This is a genomic window from Arthrobacter sp. 18067 (genome assembly GCF_902706295.1).
Lineage (GTDB): Bacteria > Actinomycetota > Actinomycetes > Actinomycetales > Micrococcaceae > Arthrobacter.
Genome location: NZ_CACSJJ010000008.1, coordinates 62,686 through 88,269, shown reverse-complemented (window position 1 = coordinate 88,269; position 25,584 = coordinate 62,686). Strand labels below are relative to the sequence as shown.

Genomic DNA, 25,584 nt, shown 5'->3' with positions numbered 1-25,584 from the left:
ATCCAAAGGAGTAATCATGGCTACAAATCTTGGCCCCTTCCAGGCGGCGGAAGGCGCTGGTCCAGGACGGCGTACCTTCCTCAAGACGCTGGGAATCGGCGCAGTTGCTGCGGCCGGCATCCCGCTGCTTTCTGCTTGCACCGGCGGCTCGGGTCCGGCTCCCGGTGCGGCATCGAAGAGCCTCACGTTTGGCTCAGGGTCATCGGACGAGGTTCCCCGGAATGCCTACAAAGCCGTAACGGATGCCTTCACGAAGAAGTCGGGATTCGATGTGGTGACCAACGTGGTACCCCACAACGACTTCCAGAACAAGATCAATTCGTACTTGCAGGGCAGCCCGGATGAGTCCTTCACCTGGTTTGCCGGCTACCGCATGCAGTACTACGCCGAGAAGGGGCTGCTTGCCCCCGTCGACGACGTGTGGGAAAAGATCGGCGGCAACTTCTCCGACGCCATCAAGAAGGCGTCCACCGGCCCCGACGGCAAGATGTACTTGGTCCCCAACTACAACTACCCGTGGGGCTTCTTCTACCGGAAGAGCTTCTGGGCGGAAAAGGGCTACTCAGTTCCCGCTACCTTTGATGAGCTGACCACGCTCGCTGCCAAGATGAAGGCCGATGGCATCATTCCAATCGGCTTCGCCGACAAGGACGGCTGGCCCGCCATGGGCACTTTCGACTACATCAACATGCGCCTCAACGGGTACCAGTTCCACATCGACCTGACCGCGCACAAGGAAAGCTGGGACCAGAAGAAAGTCAGCGACGTCTTCGATACCTGGAAAGCACTCCTGCCGTTCCAGGACCCTGCGGCCCTGGGACAGACCTGGCAGGACGCGGCCAAGGCCCTCGAGGCCAAGAAGACCGGCATGTATCTCCTGGGTTCGTTCGTGACACAGCAGTTCACGGATCCCGCAGTACTGGCGGACATCGACTTCTTCCCGTTCCCCGAGATCGCCATGGAAGGCACTGACGCTGTGGAAGCTCCCATCGATGGCCTGTTGCTGTCGAAGAAGGGTGGCGAGAACCAAGCTGCCCGAGACTTCCTTGCCTTCATGGGCACCCCGGAGGGCCAGGACGCCTACGCGGCCGTGGATACCTCGAATATCGCAACGGTGAAGGGCGCTGACACATCCAAGTACTCCGCCCTGAACAAGAAGTGTGCGGACACCATTGCCAACGCCAAGTACATCAGCCAGTTCCTGGATCGCGACGCTTTGCCTGCCATGGCCAACAACGTGATGATTCCGGCCCTGCAGTCCTTCATCAAGGACGGAAGCATCGACGTAAAGAACCTGGAAGCCCAGGCCAAGTCGCTGTACGCGGCCCAATAGAACAGAGCCGTTCCGGCTACAGGGTTGATGGCTAAACGGCCAGTCATCCCCGGCAGGGGCCGGCCGGACAATGCGTGAGGGCCGGCCCCTGACATGAAGACAAAAGGAATCATCCATGAGTACCACAGCCGAAAAACCGGCCTCTCAAAACGGCGGACCCCCAGACGACGGATCACGCAAAGCAGCATCGCGTGCGGGGGAGCAAGTTCCCGGAAGGACGCGGACCAAATCCAGGAAGGTTCGCCGCCTCAGCCGCAGGGACAAGATTGTCCTCGGGGTCATGGTTGGCCTCCCTACCTTGATCCAGCTGCTGTTCGTTTGGCTTCCCACCCTTTTCTCCATCGGGCTGAGCTTCACGCGATGGAACGGCCTGGATGTTGCGGATATCAAGCAAGCCGGGTTGGACAACTATGAGTTCATCAGCCAGAACTATCCACCGTTCTGGCCGGCAATCCAGCACAACGTCCTGTGGCTGGCATTCCTTGCACTCATCGCCACACCCCTGGGACTGTTGCTCGCTGTACTGCTTGACCAGAAGATCCGCGGAAGCAAGATTTACCAGAGCATCTTCTTCACTCCGGTCATGCTCTCACTGGCGCTGATCGGCATCATTTGGCAGCTGTTCTACAACCGCGACAGCGGACTCTTGAACTTCCTTCTGGGGACGGCCGGCACGCCCCAGGCCGTGGACTGGTTCGGTGACTCGAATGTCAACATCTGGGCAGCCATGATCGCGGCTACCTGGCGCCATGCCGGGTATGTCATGATCCTGTACTTGGCCGGCCTCAAAGGCGTGGATCCCTCCCTGAGGGAGGCGGCGGCCATTGACGGCGCAAATGCTGTCCAGACTTTCTTCCGTGTGGTCTTCCCGGCCATGCGCCCGGTGAACATCGTGATCGTGGTTATCACGATCATCGAGTCCCTCCGCGCCTTCGACATCGTCTATGTCATCAACCGTGGCACCAACGGGCTTGAACTGCTCAGCGCCTTGGTGATCCAAAACCTGATCGGTGAAGGACAGGTGATCGGCGTCGGTTCAGCATTGGCCGTGGTACTGCTGGTGATTTCCCTGGTGCCGATTGTCTTCTACCTCATCCGCACCTTCGGCAAGGAGAAAGAGGCATGAGCACCATCGCCCGTACCCTTCCTGTCCAGACCGGCAGGACCGGCAAGACCGGCAAACGCCACTATGGCACGCACATTTTCCTCATCGTCATGGCCGCCATCTGGTTGGTACCGCTGGTCTGGTCGCTCTATACGGCGCTCCGGTCCAAAGAGGACACCGACAAATACGGCTACTTCAGCATCGGCGGCACCTTCAGCTTCGATAATTTCATCCAGGCCTGGAACCAAGGTGGATTCTCGAAGTACTTCCTGAACTCGGTCCTGATCACCGTTCCAACAGTTCTGCTGACCCTGCTCTTTGCCTCCATGATGGCGTTTGCTGTTTCCCGTGTGAGCTGGAAGTTCAACATCACCTTGCTGATCATGTTTACTGCCGGCAACCTCCTGCCCCCGCAGGTCCTGGCAGCGCCACTGTTCGAGATGTTCAAGCACGTGTCTTTGCCGTATGCCGTCAGCGATTCCGGCAATCTGTTGAACACCTACATTGCGGTCATCATTGTGGACACTGCTTTCCAGATAGGGTTCTGCACCTTCGTGCTCTCCAACTACATGAAGGCGCTCCCTGATGACCTGACAGAGGCGGCCATGGTGGATGGGGCGGGCATCTGGCGGCAGTACTGGAGCATCATCCTTCCGCTGTGCCGTCCAGCGCTCGCTGCCTTGGGAACGTTGCAAGTCATTTTCATCTACAACGACTTCTTTTGGCCGCTGTTGTTCATCCAGAGCGGTGACAGGCTCCCCATCACAACCGCCATTAACAACCTTCAAGGCCAGTTCCTGAGCAACTACAACCTGATTGCGGCCGGCGCCATGATCACACTGATTCCAACCCTGCTCATCTACCTGGTCCTGCAGCGGCAGTTTGTGGCCGGGCTGACGTTGGGTGCCAGCAAGGGCTAGGAGTTGTCCAAGCGTTGCTGCGGGCAGGGGTTATCCCTTGTCTGCAGCAACGTTCTTTCTCCGCGCAGATGGCCGCCGTGCTCCCTCCATGGGAGCGGCGGTGCTCTTGCGCACCACCATGCTGGTAGGCACGGTGGTGAAATCGTCCACCGATCCGGTACCGGCAATCTGCTGAAGCAGGTTTTCGATGCTCAGACGGCCCACGGCGTAGAAATCCTGGTGGATCGTTGTCAGTGGCGGCCAGAAGGACGTGGACTCGTCCAGGTCGTCGAATCCAACGATGCTGACATCCTCCGGAATGCGCCGACCCTGTTCATGCAGTGCACGCATCGCTCCCAAGGCCATTTGGTCGTTGGCGGCAAAAATGGCGGTGAGGTCCGGGTTCCGGGAAAGTTCCAGACCGATTTGATAGCCGGATTCCGTAGACCAGTCGCCATGGAGAACCGCGGGGGCCTCGATACCGGCTTCCTTCAGCGTCCGCCTCCACGATTCTTCCCGGTGCGTCGCGGAGAAGGAGGTGGTGGGTCCACCGATATGCCACACCTGTTGGTGGCCAAGGTCGAGAAGATGCTGGGTAGCGAACCTTGCACCCTGAGCCTGGTCAGTATCCACCATGGGATAGCCAAAACCGGCGTTGGAATCGATCACGACGGCTGGCAGGTCCTCAGGAAGCGTTATGTCAGCGTCGTCCAGCAGGTGGGCCTCGAAGATGACAACCACACCGTCGACCTGCTGTTCCCGCAGCCTTTCGTAGGCCCCGGAAACCGTTCCGGTGGTGGGGTCCTGCACAGGGATGAGCGTCACGGAATAGCCGGCCAGCGAGGCAGCAGTTGCGATGGCATCCAGGGTTCGCATGTTGCCGAAGCTGGAAAGAGTAAACATGATGACGCCGATGGATTTAAACTGGCCGCTTTTGAGCGCACGCGCTGCCCGGTTGGGTCGGTAGCCGAGCTGCCTCATGGCGTCGAGGACCCGGTTCTTGGTGGTCTCTTCGACGTTGGTGAGTCCGTTGGAAACCCGGGAGACCGTTTGTGCCGATACGCCCGAGGCCTTGGCCACGTCCCCGATGGATGGACCTCGTTTTGCGCGCGACTTGGCAGCAGGCTTTCCGGACTCCCCGGGCGGGGCCGCCGGAGCCTTGAGGCTCGTGTTCTCTTGATCCATGTTCACCTAAACAGGTTACTTGCAATCGCTGCATATTTGCGTCAGGAACGTCCCGTGCCCCGGGATTCCCCACGTACGGTTGGCTACGGGAACACTGCCCTACCGGGCCGGCGCGGCCGTGCTTTTGCGCACCACGAGTCGCGTTGGCACGGTGGTGACGCCGCTACCCGGGCTCTGTCCGGCCATCTGCTGGAGCAGGTTCTCAATGCTGAGCCGTCCCACGGTGTGGAAGTCCTGGTGGATGGTTGTCAGGGGTGGCCAAAAGGACGTGGATTCCTCGAGGTCGTCGAATCCAACGATGCTGACATCGTCCGGAATGCTGCGTCCCAGTTCATGAAGGGCGCGCACTGCCCCCAAGGCCATTTGGTCGTTGGCGGCAAAGATGGCGGTCATAGCGGGATTCCTGCCGATCTCAAGGCCTATCCGGTAACCGGATTCAGTGGACCAATCGCCATGGCAGACCGGCGGGGCCTCGATGCCCGCCTCCTCCAGCGTCTGCTTCCAGGACTCTGCCCGGTGGGTTGCGGAGAACGACGACGGCGGGCCGCCTATGTGCCACACCTGGGCGTGCCCGAGGTGCAGCAGATGTTCGGTGGCCAGCCGGGCGCCCTCGGCCTGGTCGGTGTCCACCATCGGGTAGCCATATCCGGCGTTGGAGTCGATCACCACAGCGGGGAGGTCGTCGGGAAGTGCGATATCGGCTCGGTCCAGCATATGCGCCTCGAAGATAATGACCACGCCGTCCACGTCCTGCTCCCGCAGTCGGTTGTAGGCCCCGGACACCGTTCCGGTGGTGGGACCGTGCACTGGGATCAGAGTCACGGAGTAACCGGCCTGTGAGGCAGCGGTGGCAATCGCATCCAGGGTACGCATGTTACCGAAACTGGACAGCGTGAACATGATGACGCCGATGGATTTGAACCGGCCGCTCTTGAGCGCCCGCGCGGCCCGGTTTGGCCTGTAACCGAGCTCCTTCATGGCGTTCAGGACCCGGTTCCGGGTGGACTCTTCCACATTGGTGAGCCCGTTGGACACCCGGGAAACGGTTTGGGCTGAGACGCCGGCAGCCTGGGCTACGTCCGCAATGGACGGGCCCCTGGATCCCCGGGCTGTTTCTGGAATCGGTTTCCGGGTTCCTGCGGCCGTGGCGGATTTGGCTGTCTTCCCTCTGCTGCCCTCTTGCATGTTCACCTAAACATGCTAATCTTCTTTCAAGAATGTTTGCGTAAACATAGCGAGAAGAGAAGAAATATCATGACAACGACGTCGCCCGTGGCGGACGCCCCACCGTTGGTCCAAAACCGGAAATGCGCAGGACGATGGATGGGGTGGGCATTCGTTGGCCCATTCATGGCTGTCTTCCTGCTGGTGTTCGTGGCACCTGTCCTCTACGCGTTCTACTTGAGCCTCTTCCAGAACCAGATGGTGGGCGGCGACAAGTTCGTCGGGGGAGCCAACTACCTTCAGGCGCTTGGCGATCCCCAGTTCTGGGATTCCGTGACCAGGGTGGCTGTCTTCCTGGTGGTCCAGGTCCCCATCATGTTGTTCCTTGCCCTTTTCGCAGCCTTGGCCCTGGACAGCGGGCGTCTCCGCGCGTCGTCGTTCTTCCGTATTTCAGTGTTCCTCCCGTACGCGGTCCCGGCAGTAGTGGCGACGTTGATGTGGGGATTCATCTACGGCCCCCGGTTTGGCCTGTTCGGCAGCATCAACGATTTCTTCGGGCTGGACCTTGCGGAGCCCCTCTCTTCCAGCTGGATCCTCGCCTCGATCGGGAACATCAACACCTGGGAGTTCACGGGCTACAACATGTTGATCTTCTATTCAGCGCTGAAGGTCATCCCTGCGGAACTGTATGAGGCAGCAAACCTTGACGGAGCAGGCACGTTCCGGGTGATCCGGAGCATCAAACTTCCCTCCATCCGCGGAGCCATCGGCATTGCGAGCATCTTCTCGGTCATCGGCAGCTTCCAGTTGTTCAATGAGCCGAACATCCTCAAGGCGTTGGCACCAAACTCCATCAGCTCCTACTTCACGCCGAACATGTACGCATACAACCTCTCGTTTGCAGGCCAGCAGTTCAATTACGCCGCGGCTATCTCCATCATCATGGGCGTCCTGACGGTCATTGTTGCCTACGTCGTCCAGCTCTCCGGCTCGCGAAAGGATGCCTAGCCCATGTCCGTACGTTTGAGCCCAGCCCATTCCAGCGATACCGCGCCCAAACCGTCACCGGCGGTGAGGCCCCGGCGGTCACCTGCACCCAGGTTGAACACCCGGCGCCACGGCGTCAGCCGGAAGCGCTCGTCCGTCCTTCTCACCATCCTGATGGGGGTCATGGCAGTGTACGCACTGCTTCCCTTGTTCTGGTTGCTGGTCAACTCCACCAAGACGCAAACCTCCCTTTTCAGCTCCTTCGGCCTGTGGTTCTCCGGGGACTTCGCACTGTGGGACAACATCGTGGGTACCCTGACCTACAACGACGGCGAATTCCTGCGCTGGCTTGGAAACACCGTGCTCTATGTCGTGGTGGGTGCCGGCGGGGCAACATTCCTTGCCACCCTGGCCGGCTACGGACTGGCGAAGTTCGATTTCCCCGGCAAACGCGGCGTCTTCGCAGTCGTCCTGGGCGCAGTGGCAATTCCGGGCACTGCCCTGGCTGTCCCGACGTTCCTCATGTTCAGCCAGATGGGACTCACCAACACCCCATGGTCGGTCATCATTCCGTCCCTGATCAGCCCATTCGGGCTCTATCTGGTGTGGATCTACGCCCTCGAGTCCGTCCCCACCGAAGTCCTGGAGGCAGCCCGCATGGACGGGGCAGGGGAGTTCCGGACGTTCTTCACCATCTCACTGAGAATGCTGGCGCCGGGCTTCATCACCGTTCTCTTGTTCACCGTGGTGGCCACGTGGAACAACTACTTCCTTCCCTTGATCATGTTGAGCCAATCAACCTGGTACCCGCTCACCGTCGGGCTCAACAGCTGGAACGCCCAAGCGACCACGGCCGGAGGCGAAGCCATCTACAACCTCGTCATCACCGGATCACTGCTCACCATCGTGCCCATCGTGGGGGCTTTCCTCTTCCTCCAGCGCTTCTGGCAGTCGGGACTGTCCGCCGGAAGTGTGAAGTAGCCAGACCCGACGACGGCGACCTCCCGCCGTCGTGAATTTCCAAACCGCATCTGAAAGGCACCAATTCAATGAAGAACAACCATCGCTTCCGGCGGGTGGCCACTGCCGCCCTGGCGGCCAGCCTCCTGGTGGGCGGCCTTGCCGCCTGCAGCGGCTCCAGCACAACGGCCAACGCCGGGGCCGAAGGCGCCAGTGCCGAAGACATCGCGAAGGCACTGGACACCGAAACCACACTCACGGTATGGGGTTGGGCGCCCCAGCTCGAACCGATCGTGGAGGCCTTCGAGGCCAAGTACCCCAAGGTCCACGTCAACCTGGAAAACGTGGGCACCGGCAACGCCCACTACACAAAGCTCCAGAACGCCGTTAAGGCCGGAAGCGGTGCTCCGGACGTTGCGCAGATCGAATACAACGCCTTGCCGCAGTTCGCCCTTTCCGATTCCTTGGTCAACCTGAAGGACTTCGGTGCCGAGGAGCTTAAGGACAATTACACCCAGTCCACGTGGGGGTCCGTAAACCTCAACGATGGCGTCTACGCCCTCCCGCAGGACTCCGGCCCCATGGCCATGTTCTACCGGGCGGACGTCTTCGAAAAGCACGGCATCAGCATCCCCACCACCTGGGATGAGTACGTTGAAGCCGGCAAGAAGCTCCACGCTGCGGATCCCAAGGCTTACATCACCAGTGACACCGGCGATGCCGGCTTCACCACCAGCATGATCTGGCAGGCAGGCGGCAAGCCCTACACGCTCGACGGAAGCACCAAGGTGGCCGTTGACCTCCAGGATGAAGGCGCCAAGAAGTGGACCGGCACCTGGAACCAGCTGCTCAAGGACGACCTCCTGTCACCCGTCACCAGCTGGAGTGACGAATGGTACAAAGGCCTGTCGGACGGCAGCATCGCCACGCTGATCATCGGCGCATGGATGCCGGCAAACCTGGAATCGGGCGCGGCAGGAGCCAGTGGTCAGTGGCGGGTCGCCCCGATGCCGACGTACGAGAAGGGCGCAGCCGCAACGGCTGAGAACGGTGGCGGCGGCGACGCCGTGCTGAAGCAGAGTAAGAACAAGGCTGCAGCCTACGGCTTCCTCCAGTTCGCCAACGGCCCTGAAGGGTCCAAGATCCACGCCGCAAACGGTGGCTTCCCCTCCACCAAGGCTGATCTTGAGAGCGAATCATTCCTGAACGCCGAAAGCGCCTACTTCGGCGGCCAGAAGATCAACGAGGTCCTGGTCCAGGCTTCCAAGGACGTTGTTCCGGGTTGGAGCTACCTTCCTTTCCAGACCTACGCCAACAGCATCTACAGCGACACCGTTGGCCAGGCTTATGGCTCCAAGGGCGATCTGAATGACGGCCTCAAGGCCTGGCAGGACGCCACCGCCAAGTACGGCCAGCAGCAAGGCTTCACAGTCACCACCAAGTAAGACGTGGCGCGGGTCCAGGGTCACCCCCCTGAGGCCCTGGACCCCGCTCCACCATTCCAGATTGGATTTCACCCCATGCCAACCTTCACCATCGGCGAGCAGGACTTCATGCTTGACGGTCAACCCCACCGCATCCTCTCAGGCGCCCTGCACTACTTCCGCGTCCATCCGGATCAATGGGCGGACCGGATCCGGAAGGCCAGGCAAATGGGGCTCAACACCATCGAGACCTACATTCCGTGGAACGCCCATGCTCCGTCCCCGGAGGTCTTCGACACCTCAGGTGGTTTGGACCTGGGCCGTTTCCTGGACCTGATCGCTGCGGAAGGAATGCACGCGATCGTTCGCCCTGGGCCGTACATCTGTGCGGAGTGGGACAACGGCGGGCTCCCTGCCTGGCTGTTTGACCGCGGCGCTGCGGCCATCCGGGCCGATGATCCCGTGTATATGGCAGCACTCACTGAGTATCTCGAGCAGCTCGCACCCATCCTGGTTCCCCGCCAGATAGATGCCGGCGGTCCCATCATCCTGATCCAGATCGAGAACGAATACGGAGCTTACGGCGCCGACCGGTTCTATCTTGAGAAGCTCGTCAAGGTCAACCGGGAAATCGGACTGACCGTGCCGTTCACCACCGTGGACCAGCCCCAGGACGACATGCTGGCCAACGGCAGCCTGCCGGAACTGCACAAAACGGGCTCGTTCGGCAGTCGCTCTGCGGAGCGCCTGGAAACACTTCGCCGCCATCAGCCCACAGGTCCCCTGATGTGTTCCGAATTCTGGGTGGGTTGGTTCGACCACTGGGGCGCGCACCACCACACCACCACCGTGGAGCAGTCCGCCAACGATCTGGAGGTGCTGCTGGAGCTTGGCGCGTCCGTGAATATCTACATGTTCCACGGCGGCACCAACTTTGGATTCACCAACGGTGCCAACGACAAGGGTGTTTACCAGCCGATCGTCACCAGCTACGACTACGACGCCCCTTTGGACGAAGCTGGAAACCCGACGCCGAAGTACTGGGCCTTCCGCGAGGTCATTTCCAAATACACAACCCTCGACGACGACGACGTGCCGGCACCTGCGCAACTCGGTTCCAGTTTTAGCGTCCCGCTGGCGCAGTCCCTCCCGCTGTGGGATTGCCTGGACCGGCTCGGGAAGTGGACCTCGCACGAGGGAATCCGCTCCCACGATGAGCTGGGCCACTACTCCGGCTTCACCCTCTACCGCAGGGAAATCGAAGTTTCCGGTCCCGCTGTGCTGGAGTTCGACGAAGTACGTGACCGGGCCCAGGTATTCCTGGACAGGGTGCCGGTGGGAATCCTCTCCCGGGATCACCACGAAAGTTCCCTGGCGCTGCCCCATGACGCGGTTGGCACGCTGGAAATCCTGGTGGAGGACCAAGGACGCGTGAACTACGGTCCCCGTTTGGGGGAGTCCAAGGGCCTGATCGGAAAGGCCCGGATCAACGGAGAAACTCTCTGGAACTGGGACATCCTTCCCTTGGAACTCGACGACGCAGTTCCGGTCTCAGCGGCGTTGGAGGGACAGCCCTCCCTTCCTGACGTACCAGTGTCCGGGCCGGTCTTTGTCCATGGGACTTTCGACCTCCCCGGCGGCGGCGATACCTTCCTTTCCACCATGGGTTGGACCAAGGGCGTGGTGTGGATCAACGATTTCTGCCTGGGACGGTACTGGTCCCGCGGACCGCAGGCCACGCTCTACGTTCCCGGCCCCCTCCTGCGAAAACACGGCAACACCATCACCGTGCTGGAACTCCAGGCGGCCACCCACAGCTCGGTTTCCTTCGTGGCCAGCCACGACCTTGGCCACACGGAGTTCTAACCATGACGCTGACTCAAGCAACAACGGCAGGTATTGCTGCTCCGACCGGCCGACAGTTTCGGATTTCCGCGGAGCCGGAGGCAGATGGCCGCGTGGTCGCGGCGGTGATCACGGAGATCGGCGGCACCATCCGCAGCCTCACAGTGGACGGCGAGCCCTTGATCGAGGAGTTCCCCGAGTTCGGCATCCCCAAACACTGTGAGGGCGAGATCCTCATTCCTTGGCCCAACAGGGTCCGGGATGGGCGATGGTCGCACGACGGGAAAGACCTCCAACTGGCCATCAGCGAATCCGAGCGCGGCAACGCCATTCATGGCCTGGTCAGGTTACGTCCCCACACCCTGGTTCACCGATCCGGAAGCGAGTTGACTCTCCAGGTACGGATCTACCCGAGCGAGGGCTACCCGTTTGCCGTGGATGTGGAGACGACATATTCGGTGTCTCCGGAGGGGCTGACCGTCACCCATGCGTTGACCAACAAGTCGGCCGTGCCCGCCCCTGCCGCCATTGGCTCACACCCGTACATGCGGGTTGGTGCAACGCCCATGCAGGACGTTTCACTGACCATCAACGCTGCCTCTTATGTGGTGGTGGATGAGCGCCTGAATCCCGTGGGCACGTCCCCTGTGTCCGGAACCCCCATGGACCTGTCAGCGGGACCCAAAGTGGGCTGGCTGCACCTGGACACAGCCTTCCTGGATCTCACGCCGGCGCCGGACGGAATGTACCGGCACCTCCTGGAGGCGCCCAACGGAGACGCCGTGGAGGTCTGGGGCGATGCCAACTACCAGTACGCGCAGGTGTACACCACCACGAGCTATCCAGCGGGAGGCCACCGGACTGCGGTAGCGGTGGAACCCATGACGGCGCTCCCCAACGCCTTCAACTCCGGAGCCGGCCTGCGCTGGCTTGAACCGGGGGAGGAGTGGATCTCGACCTGGGGGATTTCACACCGGCTCCGCCCCGCACAGGGCAACCACCATAGAGGAGAGAACTGACCATGGCATGGCTAGTAACTGGAGGAGCCGGCTACATCGGCTCCCACGTAGCCCAAGCACTCATGGATGACGGCCACGACGTGGTGGTCATCGATGACCTGTCCAGCGGCAAGCGCGGATTTGTGCAGGAAGGCGCAGCCTTCGAACAGGGATCACTGCTGGATACTGGTTTCCTTAAAGACGTCTTCGCACGCCACGACGTGGCCGGCGTGATCCACTTAGCGGGTTTCAAGTACGCCGGTGTATCGGTTGAATGGCCGCTTCACACCTATTTCCAGAACGTCACCGGTACAGGAAACCTGCTCGCCGCCATGGAAGCAGCCTCTGTGCGGGCGATGGTCTTTTCCTCCAGCGCCGCCGTTTATGGAAACACGGACGTGGACTTGGTGACCGAAGCGACGCCGACGAGGCCGGAATCTCCCTATGGCGAATCCAAGCTCATTGGTGAGTGGCTCATCGCAGACCAATCACGGGCAACCGGGCTTCGCCATACATCCCTCCGGTATTTCAACGTTGTTGGCTCCGGGATTCCGGACGTGGTGGATGTCAGCCCGCACAACCTGTTCCCCTTGGTCTTCCAAGCGCTGAAGGATGGCGCAACGCCAAAGATCTTTGGTACTGCCTACGCCACACCGGACGGCAGCTGCGTCAGGGATTACGTCCACGTTGCCGACGTTGCCGCGGCCCACGTGGAAGCTGCCCGGAAACTCCAGGAGGGCGTTGACCTTGAACCGGTCTACAACCTTGGCAGCGGTACCGGGGTATCTGTCCGTCAGATCATGACCGAAATGGCGTCTGTGACCGGCATTCAGTTCGCTCCACAAATTTGCGCAGCCCGGCCGGGTGATCCTGCCCGGATCGTGGCTTCCGGCGAACTGGCACGCCGGGACATCGCCTGGGAACCGAGGCATACGCTCCGGGACATGATCTCCAGCGCCTGGGCGGCAGCCGGGAACCAGAAGTTATCCACCCACTAGCACTGCAACGCACTATCCCAAAGGAACATCATGATCGACGCCCCGGAACTGCTGGCTACCGTCACGGCTACCAGCAAGACCACCATGGAAATCAACCTCAACGCCGCCATCCAGGCTGCGGAGCAGCGTGCGCGCAATGAAGGCCGCTGCGGGATCCTGGTCACGCGGCTGGACTATGCGTCCTACACGGTGGAACTCTCACCGGACGTGCCCTACGGCTACACCTATGAGAAGCATGACGCCTGAGGCGAAGGGATCGCGGGGCACGCCTCGCTCCGCCCGCCGGCGCTTCACTGTTCGAATTCGTTCAGCGGATTCTGCCAGGATCCTGTTGTCATGCGTGCTGGTCGGCTTCAGCCTGGTGCTGGGGCTTACGCCGGGTTGGGCTTCGGAGATCAACGGCTCCAACATCAAGATCAGTGTTGACATTGCGCCGCGCACACAATGTAGCGGCCAGTGTCTTCCGAACGGACTCCCCGCGACGGGCCTCGACCCCGTAGGGGCCCTCGTGGCTGCCGGGCTCTGCGGCGGGACCGGGGTGCTCCTCCTGTTCGTCGGGCGCGGGCAAGCCGCTACGCGACGCATTACCACGGGCCGCTAAACGGGTGTGCGACATCATGGATGCACGCACCACCAAAAGGTACAAAAAACCCTTGCTGGGCGCCAATATTCCGTGTAGGTTTACGTAAACATTCTTAAGAATCCTTGCACCTGGTTACCTGAGTCACCTGCTTCGGTGCGCACAGCCGCGCATCGCCCAGCCTGCCCACCCACCCCCGAGGCAACCGCTCATAGCGGGCGAGGGAGGGTGGAATTTCGCCCAACTGGACTCTGTATACGAGCACGGAGTCCGCCCTGGCGCTTCCCTTACCGACACATCTGGATATGAATCTCCCCGCATTGCAATGAAGGAGCAAGACGATGGGCAAAGCAAGCTTGATCGTAAGAATTTCGGCAGTTGCCGCTGGCACTTCCATACTGGCCGGCGTGGCCGGGGCCGCAATGGCTGAAGAAAACCATGGCGACCAGGACGTCGACGTGAATGTGGCGATTGCGCAGATCGATGAGCCTGGAATTCTGGCCATGAGCGTGGCAGGAACCACGGCCACCCTGACGGAAGCGGGCTCGTCTCCAACTGTCCGCCAGTTCACGGGTTCGCTGCCCACGGTAACGGTGACTGACACGCGACTCCCGGACCAGATCCCGGCCGGGGCCGGCTGGTACGTCATCGGTACATCAACCGACTTCACGGGAACCACGGGCCAGCCGGCGATCGGAGCTGGACATCTGGGTTGGTCCCCATCGCTGATTGACGGTGGCGAATCGGGCCAGGTCGCCGAGGGTGACGTAGTGGAGACGGTCATGGATTCGGGCCCGGACGCGGTGGGCCTCGTCGACCAGGAACTGCTTGCGCTGGCCCTGGATTCAGCTGCGATTGCGCCTGAGGGCCAGTGGACGGCAACGGCGGGCCTGTTCCTCCGCACGCCAGCCACCGTCGCGCCCGGCGACTACACCGCGAACCTGACGTTGTCGTTGTTCGAGTAGACGCATTGGTGGTCCGGCTCCTGGGGGAGCCGGACTATTTTGTGTCCAGTATGCAAAAGTTGCAGAGAAATGTCCTGACTGCCGAATACAAGGAGCGCCCATTGATTCCCGAAATAGCTGGACTTCCTTCCCTGGAGTGGACGTCATCGCCCAGTCACGCGAGCTACGACGACGCCGAGGGAACACTCACGCTCACGGCGGCGCCCGGCGTCGATTGGTCCAACGATTCCCTCGGGGGCGAACAGCAGCACCGGGCCTCGGCCCTGGCTTTCACGGCTCCCACGTCCTTCTCGCTGTCGGCCAGGGTCATGGTCGCCTCGCCACGAACAACGTTCGACGCCGGCGTGCTGGCTTTGTGGGTGGACAACGACCATTGGGCCAAGCTCTGCTTCGAATACTCCCCGCAAGGGGAAGCCATGGTTGTCAGCGTGGTGACCAATACTTACTCTGACGACTCGAACGGTCCCGTGGTGACCGCACCGTGGATCTACCTGCGGCTCAGCAGGGTGGGCCCCGCGTGGGCGTTTCACTCGTCAACGGACGGCCAGGAATGGTCCTTTGTCCGTCTCTTCAGGCTGGACACGGACAAGCCAGTCCGCGTTGGGTTCATGTCGCAGGCGCCCATGGGGGACAGCTGCGAGGCGCGGTTCGACAGCATCGACTTCATTCAGACAGCTCCGGAGAACCTCCGCGACGGCAGTTAGTTCGCCTACGGCACGGCGACCATGGATGCAGACGACGCCGGCGCAGTAGTGGCGGGGGCAGGTGCTGTGGGCGTTGGTGTCGGTTCAGGCGATACCACGGCTTCCGCAGTAGGTTCAGTTGTTGGTACAACGGGTGCCGTGCTCGGCAGCACGACAGGCGGGGCAGTGTCTGTGGTTGGCGCTGTGGTGGGCGTCGGCGTTGGTGCGGCAGGTGCGGTGGGCGTTGGTGTCGGTTCAGGCGACACCACGGCTTCCGCAGTAGGTTCCGTTGTTGGTGCGGCCGGTGCTGTTGGTGCTGGCGTCGGTTCTGTAGTTGGCGGTGAGGTGGGCGTCGGCGTAGGTGCGGCAGGTGCTGTTGCTGCTGGCACAGGCGGAGGCGATGCCACGGCTTCCGCAGTCGGTTCAGTTGTTGCTGTGACGGAAGGTGTCGGCGGTGTCGATAGTGTCGGGGGTTCGGCGGCAGGTGCCTCCTGGTCCCCAAGAGCGGTAGTGAACGTCCACAGCGGCAGGTTCCAGGCCGGCGTCGTACCTGTTTGCGGTGTGAAGCTCGTCAGTAGCAGGGCATCGACGGAAGTCTCGAGTGTCAGGGGCACCAGGGTCCATGCTGATGGATCGGTCAGTGTTCCGTTCATGATTGTTTCAAAGTGCAGATGGCACCCGGTGGAAGAACCGGTGGAACCGACCAACCCGACGACGTCGGAAGCTGAGACCATTTCTCCCTTGCGCACCGCGACGGACTGCATGTGGTTGTAGGTAGTGACCAGGCCGTTACCGTGGTCGATTTCCACCCGGTTTCCTCCACCCCAGGGGTGCCAACCGACCTCGCGCACGGTTCCCTCATCGGCAGAATGCACCGGTGTGCCACAGGCCGCGGCGTAGTCCTGCCCCGTATGGAATTCTCCTGCCGAACCCGTGACCGGGTTGGTGCGGGGCCCGAAAGGTGAACTCGGATGCAACTTCCCAAGCGGAGATATCAGGGTTCCTGGGCCTGGCCGCGCTTGTCGGCCGGCGCTGACGCCCACGGTTGCGATCCAGGAGCCGCGGCCGGTGGAGCAGGCTGTAATACCTTGGGCGTCCACCAGGCCCACGATCTCCTGGGCCAACTGCCGGTACTTGGTGTAGTGGTCTGGATCCTGGTTCCGCTGCACACGGTGGATGGCGATGCTGGAAGGCAGGAGTTGCCAGTCCTTGATGTCTTTCAGTGCCACGAAGAAGCTGGTCGCGCTGACAAAAGGATCCATACGATCGGAGTAGGAGGCCCATGCTCCGTTGGCGCGCTGCTGGAACAGGCCCCTCGAGTCCGGCCCCGCGGCGTCTCCGTAATCCTTGCTTTCAAGGGACGATTCGCCGAGCGCGGCTTGGACGCCGAGGATCCGGGCATCGATCGGAAGCGCCAACTTGTCCGCCGCCGCCACAATCGCCGAAGCATTCCGGAGTTGGACGTCTGAAACGGCACCGACGGCGGGGAGGCTTCCGCCTGCGGCGGCTGTTCGCTGACAGGGCGTGGCCGCTAAAGCATTCGTGGGTGCGAAGGCTGCCGGGGTGGCCTTGGTGGATACGCTTGCGGCCGGGGATGCCGGTTCGTTCGAAGAACCGATGGCTCCTGGAGGGGCAGGGGCGACGGCCTGGGCCTGGACTCGCTCCGTGGCTGGGGGCAGCGTCTGGACGCCGCTTGGATGCAAGCTTCCTATCAAGGTTGCCGCGGACAGGACTGCCAGGGGTAACCGGATCCCTTTCCACGGCTTAGGGCGAGGAACGTGGGAGGTGGTCCCCGCGCCGCGTCCTTGATCAAGCTGGCCGGTATTCACGGCGCTCATCATGAAGGGCTGGCAGTGGCCCAGCCAATAAGTTGGAGGTCGACGACACTGTCTTATTCCGTTCATGTTTACGTGAACATCATGTCAACGTAAACATACCTCTGGCCGGTGAGATGGTCAAGGTTTGTGCTGCTGGTGGATTGACAATTCCAGGTCGATAAACGCCGCGATCATGGCCCGGTACATTCGCTCGACCACATCCGGTGCCGCCCCGGACTCCTCAGCGATTGCCCGTACCTTTGCAATGACCTTTTCGACTCGTTCAGGCGCCCGGACGGCGGCCCGATCCGCCTTGAGCTTGCCGGCCTCCTCTACCCAGTGTTGCCGCCGGGAAACAAGCCCCACGATCTCCCGATCCAATTCATCGATCTCCGCGCGAATACTCTCAATGTCCAGGCTCTTCATCCCACCAACCCTACTCAGGCCCTGTGGATATCCGGATGCTTAGGTAAGCCAAACAAGGTAAGTTGGCATGGTGATTCCCTCCGTGAAACCTGCCATTGACCGCGCCCCCGGAGTCTCCAAGGAGATCGAGGACGCGGCTTGGTATGTGCTCGGTCCGGCGCTGCAGGGGAGACCTTCGGCGCTGGACGGCGGGACCTTGACGTGGACCGCGGATGCCGCCGGAGAGTTGCTGGAAAGGCTTGAGCGCGGGGTTGAGGACTCCAAAGCGCCCATGATGACCAACCTCCGGCAGAACCTGGACGGCGCGTCCAGGGAAGCCAAGCTGCTTGCCGTGGAATTGCTGTTCCTGCAGTCGCTGCCGCTCGCCCATGAGGTCAAGTCACTCAGGGTGAAGCGCGCCCGCGTTGCCGAAGCAGCGTCCTGGGTTGAGCCGCCTATTGACCTGCCGGATGAACTCTACGAGGGCATGACGGACCACGGAGTCATCCGCGACCGCACTGCCGAATTCAACTGGACCATCTGGGACCACTTGAAGTGGTTGTGCCGATTTGTGGCCCATGTGGACAGCCAAAACACCGACGCCATCAACCAGGCGCTCGCGGACCCCCTGAAATTCCATGAGCTCGCGGCGGCAACGCCCGAGGACCAGCCCGCCCTGCGCCGCAGCATCGAGTACCTGGTGTGGCCCAGCTACTTCGAACCCGTGGTGGCGGATGTGGAACGCCAAGAGATCCGGGACGCTTTTGCTTCGCTTGTGGGCGGCGCCAAGGGTGACTCGGATGAAGACATCACGGCGGACATCCACCGCATCCGCCTGCACCTGGACGAGCAGGCCGGGCAGCGCATCGACTGGTACGCCCGCCAACTGGTGAGCCAGTGGCGCAAGGTGGGAGACCCGGGCCGTCGTTCCTGGCTCCTGCGCACGCATCACGACAATGCGGACCTCCTGGCGGCCTGGGTCGCCGAAGAAAAGGCCACCCTGGACGTGGAGCACCTGCGCACGCTGACCGCAGGCGTCACGGCAGGAGTGGTTCAGCATGCAGTGGACGAGGATTACAAGCACCTTGGCTACGTGGAGCGGGAGGACACCAAGACAGCCGTCTTCGCCTTCCTCACGGTGATGAAGCCCGGCGACCTCACGCTCTACCAGCACGCCGGACGGGTACGGGTCGGCGTGGTCCTCGGCGAGCCCGAACATCACGAGGACAACCGTCGGATCCGCCGCAAGGTCCGCTGGTTCGATGACAGCTATGCCATTCCCGAGCTTCCCCGCCACGCCCAGCGGCAGCTCTCTACCCCCGGCATCCTGGTGGATGTCACCAGGGTCATCCAGGCACTGCAGGAACTGCTCCCGGTAGAAGCTGAAACTGACGGCGAGGACGAGGCCCCGCCCACCGCCGTCGTCGAGGTTGTCCAGCAAGGCTTCCGGCCCCTGACCGAGGAGTTCGCAGCGTCCCTTCACATGGACCTCGAGCCACTCACGGAGATCGCGGAACTACTCGAGGAGAACCGGCAGCTGGTTCTTTATGGTCCTCCGGGCACCGGCAAGACCTACCTTGCCAAGCACCTCGCCGCCGAACTGGCCGGCGATCATACCGACGAACGCGTGAAGCTGGTCCAGTTCCACCCGTCCTACGCCTATGAGGACTTCTTTGAGGGCTACCGGCCGGACAAGACCGACGACGGCCAGGTGTCCTTCAAGCTCGTCGCCGGGCCGCTGCGACGGCTCGCCGAGGAAGCCGCCAAGCCGGAAAACGCGCACAAGCCGTACTTCCTGATCATCGACGAAATGAACCGCGCCAACCTGGCCAAGGTGTTCGGCGAGCTCTACTTCCTGCTGGAGTACAGGGACGACCGGATCTACCTGCAGTACAGCCCCAACGAGCCTTTCAGCCTGCCTGACAACCTCTACATCATTGGCACCATGAACACGGCGGACCGCTCCATCGCCATGATGGACGCCGCCATCCGCCGCCGTTTCGCGTTCATCGAACTGCACCCCAACGTGGAACCGGTCAAGGGATCGCTGCGGCGGTTCCTGGAGGCGCGGGGACTGGACACGCTCAACGCGGACCTTCTGGATGCGCTCAACGCCGCGATCGATGACTGGGACCGGGACCTGATGATCGGGCCGTCGTACTTCATGAAGAACGCCGCCCAGAATCCGACGGGCCTGCGCCGGATCTGGAAGTACGAGCTCATGCCGTTGCTGGAGGAGCACTACCACGGGCAGCTGAACCGGGCACAGCTGGAGGAGCGCTTCGGCCTGGACCAGTTACTGGGACGTCTTGCAGCCCGCTAAAGCCATCCCACCCCGGCCCGGCCGGGCGCCTGCCAGCGCTTCTCGGGCACCTGCCAGCGCCGGCCGGGTCACGGGCCCCCGGCATATCGTCATGGACGAGCTGTCCGGCGGCGTGGTGGACAAGCTCGATCCCGAATCTGCAGCGTTCCTCAATGCCAGCGGCCTGGCCAAGGCCTCTCCCATGGGCATGGGCCTCTACAGGATCGAGCCAGTGGGCAAAGTAGGCTCCGTCCGCACTCCCACAGTGCAACTGGAAGTCCGGCCCAAGGACCGCCTTGGCCTGAGCCGGCTGCTGTTCCTTCTGAGCTACGCCGGGGAACAGGGTTTCCGCGACCATTCGGTGGAAGCCGTGGAGCATCCGGACCTGTGGAGTGCCCTGGCTGAATCCCTGGCGCAGTTGGCGGACCGGGCCCTCAGCCGCGGAGTCCTGCAGGGCTACTTGACGGTGGAGGAATCGCTGCGGACCGTCAAAGGCCGGATTCGGATCTCGGACCAGATCTCCCGCCGCCCGGGAATGATGGTGCCCCTGGAGGTGTCCTACGACGAATTCACCGAGGACATCGCCGAGAACCGCATTCTGCGTGCCGCGTTGGAGCGGATGGGAAAGGTGCCCGGGGTGCGGCCCGACGTCCTGATCCCACTGCGGCAGCTCAAGGGAAAGCTCGACGCCGTCACACGGCTTCAGTCCGGAGCGCCGCTGCCGCCGTGGCGGGCCAGCCGAATGAACCTCCGGTACCACCCCGTGCTGAGGCTGTCCGAAGTGATCCTGCGCAATGCCTCCGCCGAGGCGGGCGAGGGCAAGCAACAAACGGCGTCCTTCGTGGTGGACATGGCCAAGGTGTTTGAGGAGTTCGTGGGGACCGCACTGCGCGGGGCCATGGCCGCCCATCCCGGGGAGATGCGCCTCCACTATGGAGCCCTCCTGAACGAGGCAGTCAATGACTCAGACCGTCTGACGGTCCGCCCCGACGCAGTGCACTTCCTTGGCGGCCGCCCCGTGGTGGTCTACGACTCCAAATACAAAGCAGCCTCCGACGCCGGCGCCTCGCTCGGTGCCGACCATTATCAGCTGCTGGCGTACTGCACTGCGCTCCGGGTTCCCACAGCTTGGCTGGTCTACGCAGGTGCCGGGGAAGTGAAGCTTCGTAGAATCCTCAACACGGACATCGACATTGTGGAATACCCGCTGGACCTCGCGCTGCCGCCGTCGGAGATTCTTGCGGCCGTGGCCGACCTCGCTGAGCAATCGTGGGGCGAAGTAGTACGCCAGGCCGTAGCGGGCCGGTCGGCGTCGGACTAGCCTGAGACATAAACCGTTCGGCGATAAGGAGGCATCATGGCCGGCAAGAAATCGTGGCGCGACATGAGTCAAGCTCAACGCATTTCAGTCGTGGTCAGCGGAGTGTTGAACCTGGCCCTGCTGGTGGCCGCGCAGCGCAGCATCGCCAAAACCCCGGACTCAAACATCAGGGGCAAGAAGGCAGTCTGGCGCGCAGTGTCCTTCATCAACTTCTTCGGCCCGGTCAGCTACTTCCTGTTCGGCCGCCGTCGGGATGCAGCAGGGCTCAAGAACTAACCACTCAGGCTGGCATTTTCACCGTAAAGGTGGTGCCCCTGCCCGGTTCGCTGGTAAGCGTGATGGTGCCGCCGTGGGCTTCAACGATTGCCTTGCTGATGGGCAGCCCAAGGCCGACGCCGGGGATGGTGCTGTTACGGACGCCGCCGGCACGGAAGAACTTGGTGAAAGCCTCGGCCTGCTCCTCTTCGTTCATGCCCATGCCAGTGTCGGTGACCCGGCAGAACACGTAGTCCTGGTCCTCCCAGGCAGCTACTTCCACGTCGCCGCCGTCGGGTGAGTACTTGATCGCATTGGACACCAGGTTGTCCAGCACCTGGGCAATGCGGGAAGAATCAACGTGGGCTTCCAATGCTTCGGGAATATCCATGGAGAGCCGGATGCCGGCCTTGGCTGCGCGTGGTTCGGCGGAGTTGACGCTGCCACGCACCAGTTCGGCAACGTCCACCGCGTGCGGCTGGATGACGATGTGGCCTGAGCGCACGGCCAGAAGATCGGAAACGAGGGTGAGCAGTCGCTCGGCGTTGCGCCGGACGATGTCGAGTTGCTTGCGGCCCCGCGCATCCAAAGCGTCGGGATCGTCCATGATCAGTTCCACGTAGCCCAGGATGGACGTTAACGGTGTGCGGAACTCATGGGACACGTTGGCAACGAAGTCGTCCTTGGCTGCCAGCGCGTTAACCAGCTCCGTCACGTCGCTGAAGACCACCACGGAGCCAGCGAACTTCCCGGCGTCGTCCGCCATGGGACGTGCGCTGGCGGTGAAGGCGCGCTGCTCCTGTCCTGCTCCGAGCCACACCAGCTGGTCGGTGAACCGTTCGCCCAGGACGGCTCGGCGCACAGGACGGCGGTCCGTGGCCAACGGAGTGGTCCGGTCCGTGTCGAAGATCAGCAATTGGGACTCGTTGGGGTCCGCGTTGTCCGGGGGAGTGGCCAACGTGTGGGTTTGGCGTTGGCGGCGGTTCATGAGGATGTCGTGCCCGTCGCCATCCACGGCCACGACCCCCAGAGGCAGGGCCTCCATAACGGTATTCAGGAGCCGTTCCTGCTTGGTGCTGACACCCAGTGCTTCCTTGAGTGCCTCGTCCTTTTCCTCCATGGCACGTTGCTGGCGCACCATGCTCAGGGTCAGGACGCTGACGGAAACTCCGATCCCGAGAATGAGGATGGGGAAAAGGAGAGGCTTGGTGAGGGCCTGTTCGGTCACATCACCCCGGATAAACAAAGGAACCCAGACAATGCCGAGGGGCCCAATGAAGGATAAGGCGATGGCCAGCTTTGGATAGAGGCCCGAGGCACACAGCCAAATAACTGGAAGGACCACCAGGACGCTGAGGCCCGTGAGCGCTTCCTGCCCTCCCTCGCGTCCGAACGCTATGGAGAACATATCCAGGATGGGGATCACCAGGAAGCTGGCAAAGGGCAGCCGATGCCAAGGCACAATGACGCACAGGGCAAGGAGGAATGCCTGACTCAACAGGAATATCAGGAACTGCGGATTTTCCAGCGTGGCCGGGAAAAACAGCCAAACCAGGATGGCGGAAATACAAACACATACCGACAACGGCAGTTGGCTGAGGACAACACGCATACGCAGGGTATGTTCGTGGAACGAGCGTTGGAAAACCAAGAGTTTCTTCTTTTCACCAATATCCCAAGTCGAAGGGTGGGTCATGGCACATCCACCACGGATGCAGAAGAAAGTCGGTTCATGAGATCAGCCTAACCATAATGGATATACTTCTGAGGTTATCGAAGGGGCTGAGGGGCAGCGATGAGTGAAGTTCGTGTGGGGCTGGTCATTGAAGATGACCAGGATATTCGGGAATTAGTACGTGTGGTCCTATCCCAGGCGGGGTTTGATGTGCACACTGCGTCCACCGGATCTGCAGGTGTGACGTCGGCCCGTGAACTGAATCCGGACGTCATTACGTTGGACCTGGGCCTACCCGACATCGACGGCTTTGAAGTCGCACGCCAGATCCGCAAATCCTCCGACGCCTACATCATTATGTTGACGGCACGCGCCGAGGAACTCGATACCCTCATGGGTCTGGAGGCCGGTGGCGACGACTACCTGACCAAGCCGTTCCGACCCCGCGAACTGCGCGCCCGTGTCGAGGCCATGATGCGAAGGCCCCGCGCGTCGTCGGACTCCAGGAGCGTCCCCGAAGCCGCGGACCCCGAGGTGAGCCACAACGGCTTGGCCGTCTCGGCTGGCTCCCGCACCGCCGTCCTGAACGGCGCCGAGCTGAAACTCACCCGGACCGAATTCGACCTCCTGCTTGCCTTGCTGGAGACCGGGCGGATTGTGCGGACCAAGGCAGACCTCGCCCGTCGCCTCCGCAACGAACCGTACGACGTCGGAAGTTACGTCAGCGACGCCGACGAACGCGCCGTTGAGGTGCATATGGGGAACCTGCGGAAGAAGCTGGGCGACAGCATCCAGGCGCCCCGCTGGCTTGAGACGGTCCGCGGCGTCGGTTACAGGCTCGCGCCCGCCTCAAGCAACTAGGTGACACGCAACAGTTAAACCACACGCAGGGGCTCCGCCGCGACCACCGGGTGGTCGCGGCCCAGATTGCCCAGCTCGCCAGCACCCTGCGGCGAGCCCAGTTCCTCGAAGAACTCCGCGTTCGCCCGGACGTAGTCCGCCCACTCATCCGGGACGTCGTCCGCGAAGTAGATCGCTTCCACGGGGCACACGGGATCGCACGCACCGCAGTCCACGCACTCGGACGGGTGGATGTAGAGCGAGCGATCGCCCTCGTAGATGCAATCCACCGGGCATTCCTCAATGCATGCCTTGTCCTTCACGTCTACGCAGGGCTGGGCGATCACATAGCTCATGGCGCGCTACACACCCGTGTAGACGGTCTTGCCCCAGGTGTAGAAGTCCAGGGCGGACCTGCCTTGCTCGCGGAATGTATTTGTTGAGGAGTCCTTCACGCCACCGAAAGGCACGTTGAGGTCCAGCCCCGCGGTGGGGCGGTTCACTTTGACCACACCGGCCTGCGCCCTTGCAGCGAAGTCCGTTGCGAGGGCCAGCGAGTCCGTGCAGATGCCGGCGGTGAGGCCGTAGCGGGAATCGTTGATGGCAGCGAGGCCGGCCTCGTAATCGGGCACCTCAAGTACCGCAACCACCGGCCCGAAGATCTCCTCCGTTACCGCTGCGTCGTCCATTGGCAGGTCCGTGAGTACCGCGGCCGGGAAGAACAGCGGGCCGTTCGGGTCGCCGTCGTAGCTTCCATGCAGGAGCGTTGCGCCGCGTTCGACGGCGGTACGCACCGCGGCCTGGTCCTGCCCGAATTGCTGCCTGCTCACCACGGCGCCCATGCGGGCATCCGGGTCAAGACCGTCGCCGGTGCTGTAGGCCGCAGCCTCCTGGACCAGTGCTTCCAGGAACGCAGCGCGGATGCCCGGCGTCACGTAGACACGGGACGTCGCCGTGCAGGCCTGTCCGGTCAGGCCGAAAGCACCTGCGGCCACCACCTGCGCGGCTTTGCGGGCATCGGCGTCGTCGAGGACCAGGACACCGTTCTTGCCGCCCATTTCCAGTTGGACCCGGGCACGACGGGCGTTGAGGATTTCCTGCAGCCCGAGGCCGATTTTGGTAGAACCGGTGAAGGACATGCCGGCGATGCGCGGATCCCGGGCCAGGGCATCGCCCACCACGCGGCCCTTGCCGTGCACCACGTTGAAGACGCCCGCAGGCAGTCCGGCGTCCTGGAGTGCACGGGCCAGGTGGGTTGCCGACAACGGTGTGAGTTCCGCCGGCTTGATGACCACGGTGTTGCCGCTGATCAGTGCCGGGGCGGTCTTCCATGCCGGAATGGCGATGGGGAAGTTCCACGGGGTAATCAGCCCAATGACGCCCAGCGGCTCGCGGCGGGTAGTGATGGTGGTGTCCGGCAAGCCGCTGGGCAGGACCTCACCGGCAGCGGCCCAGCCGAGGGAGCCAAAGAAACGCAGGACGTCGGAGGCGCGCTTGACCTCGCCCTTGGCCTCGGCCAGGGTCTTGCCTTCTTCGCGGACCAGGTCCTCGGCGATGGCTGCCTGGCGTTCTATCAGGAGGTTGCCGGCAGCGATGAGGATGGCGCCCCGCGACGGCGCGGGCATGGCAGCCCACCCGGGCTGTGCCGCAGTGGCGGCGGTGATGGCAGCGTCCACGTCCTGGGCTGAGCCGCTGGGGGAGAGGGCCGCGAGCTCTTCCGGACGGGCCGGGTTCATCCGCTGCGTGTTCGCCTCGCCCAGCCATTGGCCATTGATGAGGTGTTGTGCGGTGATGGTGGCGTTCAAGGCAAGGGTGGTTTCCAAGGCTGTTGACGTCATTGTTT

At 62.3% G+C, this 25,584-nt stretch carries 25 protein-coding genes; 17 read left to right on the top strand and 8 right to left on the bottom strand.

The features are described from left to right. The first annotated feature begins 16 nt into the window (after positions 1-16). The 3 genes from GVL04_RS09890 to GVL04_RS09880 all read left to right on the top strand — a co-directional run bounded on the left by GVL04_RS09890 (position 17) and on the right by GVL04_RS09880 (position 3,358). The gene (locus GVL04_RS09890) at positions 17-1,333 is read left to right on the top strand and encodes an ABC transporter substrate-binding protein (protein WP_159703290.1); all 1,317 of its coding nucleotides are present in this window, start codon (positions 17-19) and stop codon (positions 1,331-1,333) included. Between the two features lie 115 nt (positions 1,334-1,448). Then, the gene (locus tag GVL04_RS09885; RefSeq protein ID WP_159703287.1) at positions 1,449-2,459 is read left to right on the top strand and encodes a carbohydrate ABC transporter permease; all 1,011 of its coding nucleotides are present in this window, start codon (positions 1,449-1,451) and stop codon (positions 2,457-2,459) included. Next, complete coding sequence (locus GVL04_RS09880; RefSeq protein WP_159703284.1) at positions 2,456-3,358, top strand: carbohydrate ABC transporter permease; 903 nt, start codon at positions 2,456-2,458, stop codon at positions 3,356-3,358. The genes GVL04_RS09885 and GVL04_RS09880 overlap by 4 nt, the downstream gene beginning before the upstream one ends. Before the next feature lie 30 nt (positions 3,359-3,388). On the opposite strand, the gene GVL04_RS09875 is transcribed toward GVL04_RS09880, so the two are convergent. Together GVL04_RS09875 and GVL04_RS09870 are read right to left on the bottom strand one after the other, a co-directional pair. Continuing rightward, a complete protein-coding gene (locus GVL04_RS09875) occupies positions 3,389-4,522 on the bottom strand; it encodes a LacI family DNA-binding transcriptional regulator (protein ID WP_159703281.1) in 1,134 nt (377 codons plus the stop codon). A 99-nt stretch (positions 4,523-4,621) separates the two neighbouring features. After that, entirely contained in the window at positions 4,622-5,707 is a 1,086-nt protein-coding gene (locus GVL04_RS09870) for a LacI family DNA-binding transcriptional regulator (protein ID WP_159703528.1), read from the bottom strand. 69 nt (positions 5,708-5,776) lie between these two features. Here GVL04_RS09870 and GVL04_RS09865 point away from each other — a divergent pair, with 69 nt between their 5' ends. Beyond that, positions 5,777-6,694, top strand: a complete 918-nt coding sequence (locus GVL04_RS09865; protein ID WP_159703278.1) for a carbohydrate ABC transporter permease — start codon at positions 5,777-5,779, stop codon at positions 6,692-6,694. Here GVL04_RS09865 and GVL04_RS24670 read toward each other — a convergent pair. Further along, positions 6,691-6,858: a hypothetical protein gene (locus GVL04_RS24670; protein WP_235036242.1), complete on the bottom strand. Its 168-nt coding sequence runs from the start codon at positions 6,856-6,858 to the stop codon at positions 6,691-6,693. The two genes, GVL04_RS09865 and GVL04_RS24670, sit on opposite strands and share 4 nt — an antisense overlap. On the opposite strand from GVL04_RS24670, the gene GVL04_RS09860 reads away from it, so the two are divergent. From GVL04_RS09860 to GVL04_RS09820, 9 genes are all read left to right on the top strand, one after another. Continuing rightward, complete coding sequence (locus GVL04_RS09860) at positions 6,848-7,654, top strand: carbohydrate ABC transporter permease (RefSeq protein ID WP_235036241.1); 807 nt, start codon at positions 6,848-6,850, stop codon at positions 7,652-7,654. The genes GVL04_RS24670 and GVL04_RS09860 overlap by 11 nt on opposite strands. Positions 7,655-7,722: 68 nt before the next feature. Further along, positions 7,723-9,078, top strand: a complete 1,356-nt coding sequence (locus GVL04_RS09855; protein WP_159703272.1) for an ABC transporter substrate-binding protein — start codon at positions 7,723-7,725, stop codon at positions 9,076-9,078. 75 nt (positions 9,079-9,153) lie between these two features. Continuing rightward, a complete protein-coding gene (locus GVL04_RS09850; protein WP_159703269.1) occupies positions 9,154-10,923 on the top strand; it encodes a beta-galactosidase family protein in 1,770 nt (589 codons plus the stop codon). Between the two features lie 2 nt (positions 10,924-10,925). Then, entirely contained in the window at positions 10,926-11,921 is a 996-nt protein-coding gene (locus tag GVL04_RS09845) for an aldose 1-epimerase family protein (protein ID WP_159703266.1), read from the top strand. 2 nt (positions 11,922-11,923) lie between these two features. Then, entirely contained in the window at positions 11,924-12,898 is a 975-nt protein-coding gene (galE, locus tag GVL04_RS09840) for a UDP-glucose 4-epimerase GalE (RefSeq protein WP_159703263.1), read from the top strand. Positions 12,899-12,928: 30 nt separating this feature from the next. Then, positions 12,929-13,144 carry a hypothetical protein gene (locus tag GVL04_RS09835; RefSeq protein WP_089593971.1) on the top strand — a complete coding sequence of 72 codons (216 nt, stop codon included), beginning with the start codon at positions 12,929-12,931 and terminating at the stop codon, positions 13,142-13,144. Beyond that, entirely contained in the window at positions 13,134-13,499 is a 366-nt protein-coding gene (locus GVL04_RS09830) for a hypothetical protein (protein ID WP_159703260.1), read from the top strand. Before GVL04_RS09835 ends, GVL04_RS09830 begins: the two co-directional genes overlap by 11 nt. A gap of 320 nt (positions 13,500-13,819) precedes the next feature. Continuing rightward, entirely contained in the window at positions 13,820-14,443 is a 624-nt protein-coding gene (locus GVL04_RS09825) for a hypothetical protein (protein WP_159703257.1), read from the top strand. Positions 14,444-14,544: 101 nt separating this feature from the next. Continuing rightward, entirely contained in the window at positions 14,545-15,147 is a 603-nt protein-coding gene (locus GVL04_RS09820; RefSeq protein ID WP_159703254.1) for a DUF1349 domain-containing protein, read from the top strand. 5 nt (positions 15,148-15,152) lie between these two features. On the opposite strand, the gene GVL04_RS24825 is transcribed toward GVL04_RS09820, so the two are convergent. Both GVL04_RS24825 and GVL04_RS09810 read right to left on the bottom strand, forming a co-directional pair. After that, positions 15,153-16,829 carry a peptidoglycan DD-metalloendopeptidase family protein gene (locus tag GVL04_RS24825; protein WP_159703251.1) on the bottom strand — a complete coding sequence of 559 codons (1,677 nt, stop codon included), beginning with the start codon at positions 16,827-16,829 and terminating at the stop codon, positions 15,153-15,155. A 252-nt stretch (positions 16,830-17,081) separates the two neighbouring features. Continuing rightward, a complete protein-coding gene (locus tag GVL04_RS09810; RefSeq protein WP_159703248.1) occupies positions 17,082-17,369 on the bottom strand; it encodes a chorismate mutase in 288 nt (95 codons plus the stop codon). Positions 17,370-17,436: 67 nt separating this feature from the next. On the opposite strand from GVL04_RS09810, the gene GVL04_RS09805 reads away from it, so the two are divergent. From GVL04_RS09805 to GVL04_RS09795, 3 genes are all read left to right on the top strand, one after another. Then, positions 17,437-19,671, top strand: coding sequence for an McrB family protein (locus GVL04_RS09805; RefSeq protein ID WP_159703245.1), 2,235 nt, complete (start codon positions 17,437-17,439; stop codon positions 19,669-19,671). A 91-nt stretch (positions 19,672-19,762) separates the two neighbouring features. After that, complete coding sequence (locus GVL04_RS09800; protein WP_159703242.1) at positions 19,763-20,971, top strand: restriction endonuclease; 1,209 nt, start codon at positions 19,763-19,765, stop codon at positions 20,969-20,971. A 36-nt stretch (positions 20,972-21,007) separates the two neighbouring features. After that, positions 21,008-21,247, top strand: a complete 240-nt coding sequence (locus GVL04_RS09795; protein ID WP_159703239.1) for a PLDc N-terminal domain-containing protein — start codon at positions 21,008-21,010, stop codon at positions 21,245-21,247. A gap of 4 nt (positions 21,248-21,251) precedes the next feature. Here GVL04_RS09795 and GVL04_RS09790 read toward each other — a convergent pair whose 3' ends face one another. Next, positions 21,252-22,922: a PAS domain-containing sensor histidine kinase gene (locus tag GVL04_RS09790; RefSeq protein WP_159703236.1), complete on the bottom strand. Its 1,671-nt coding sequence runs from the start codon at positions 22,920-22,922 to the stop codon at positions 21,252-21,254. A 99-nt stretch (positions 22,923-23,021) separates the two neighbouring features. On the opposite strand from GVL04_RS09790, the gene GVL04_RS09785 reads away from it, so the two are divergent. Next, positions 23,022-23,762 (top strand): response regulator transcription factor, encoded by a 741-nt coding sequence (locus GVL04_RS09785; RefSeq protein WP_159703233.1) that lies wholly within the window; start codon positions 23,022-23,024, stop codon positions 23,760-23,762. A gap of 14 nt (positions 23,763-23,776) precedes the next feature. Here the strand turns inward: GVL04_RS09785 and fdxA are convergent, their stop codons facing one another. Continuing rightward, positions 23,777-24,097, bottom strand: a complete 321-nt coding sequence (gene fdxA, locus GVL04_RS09780) for a ferredoxin (RefSeq protein ID WP_159703230.1) — start codon at positions 24,095-24,097, stop codon at positions 23,777-23,779. Positions 24,098-24,103: 6 nt separating this feature from the next. Continuing rightward, positions 24,104-25,579: an aldehyde dehydrogenase family protein gene (locus tag GVL04_RS09775; RefSeq protein ID WP_159703227.1), complete on the bottom strand. Its 1,476-nt coding sequence runs from the start codon at positions 25,577-25,579 to the stop codon at positions 24,104-24,106. Positions 25,580-25,584 lie beyond the last annotated feature (5 nt).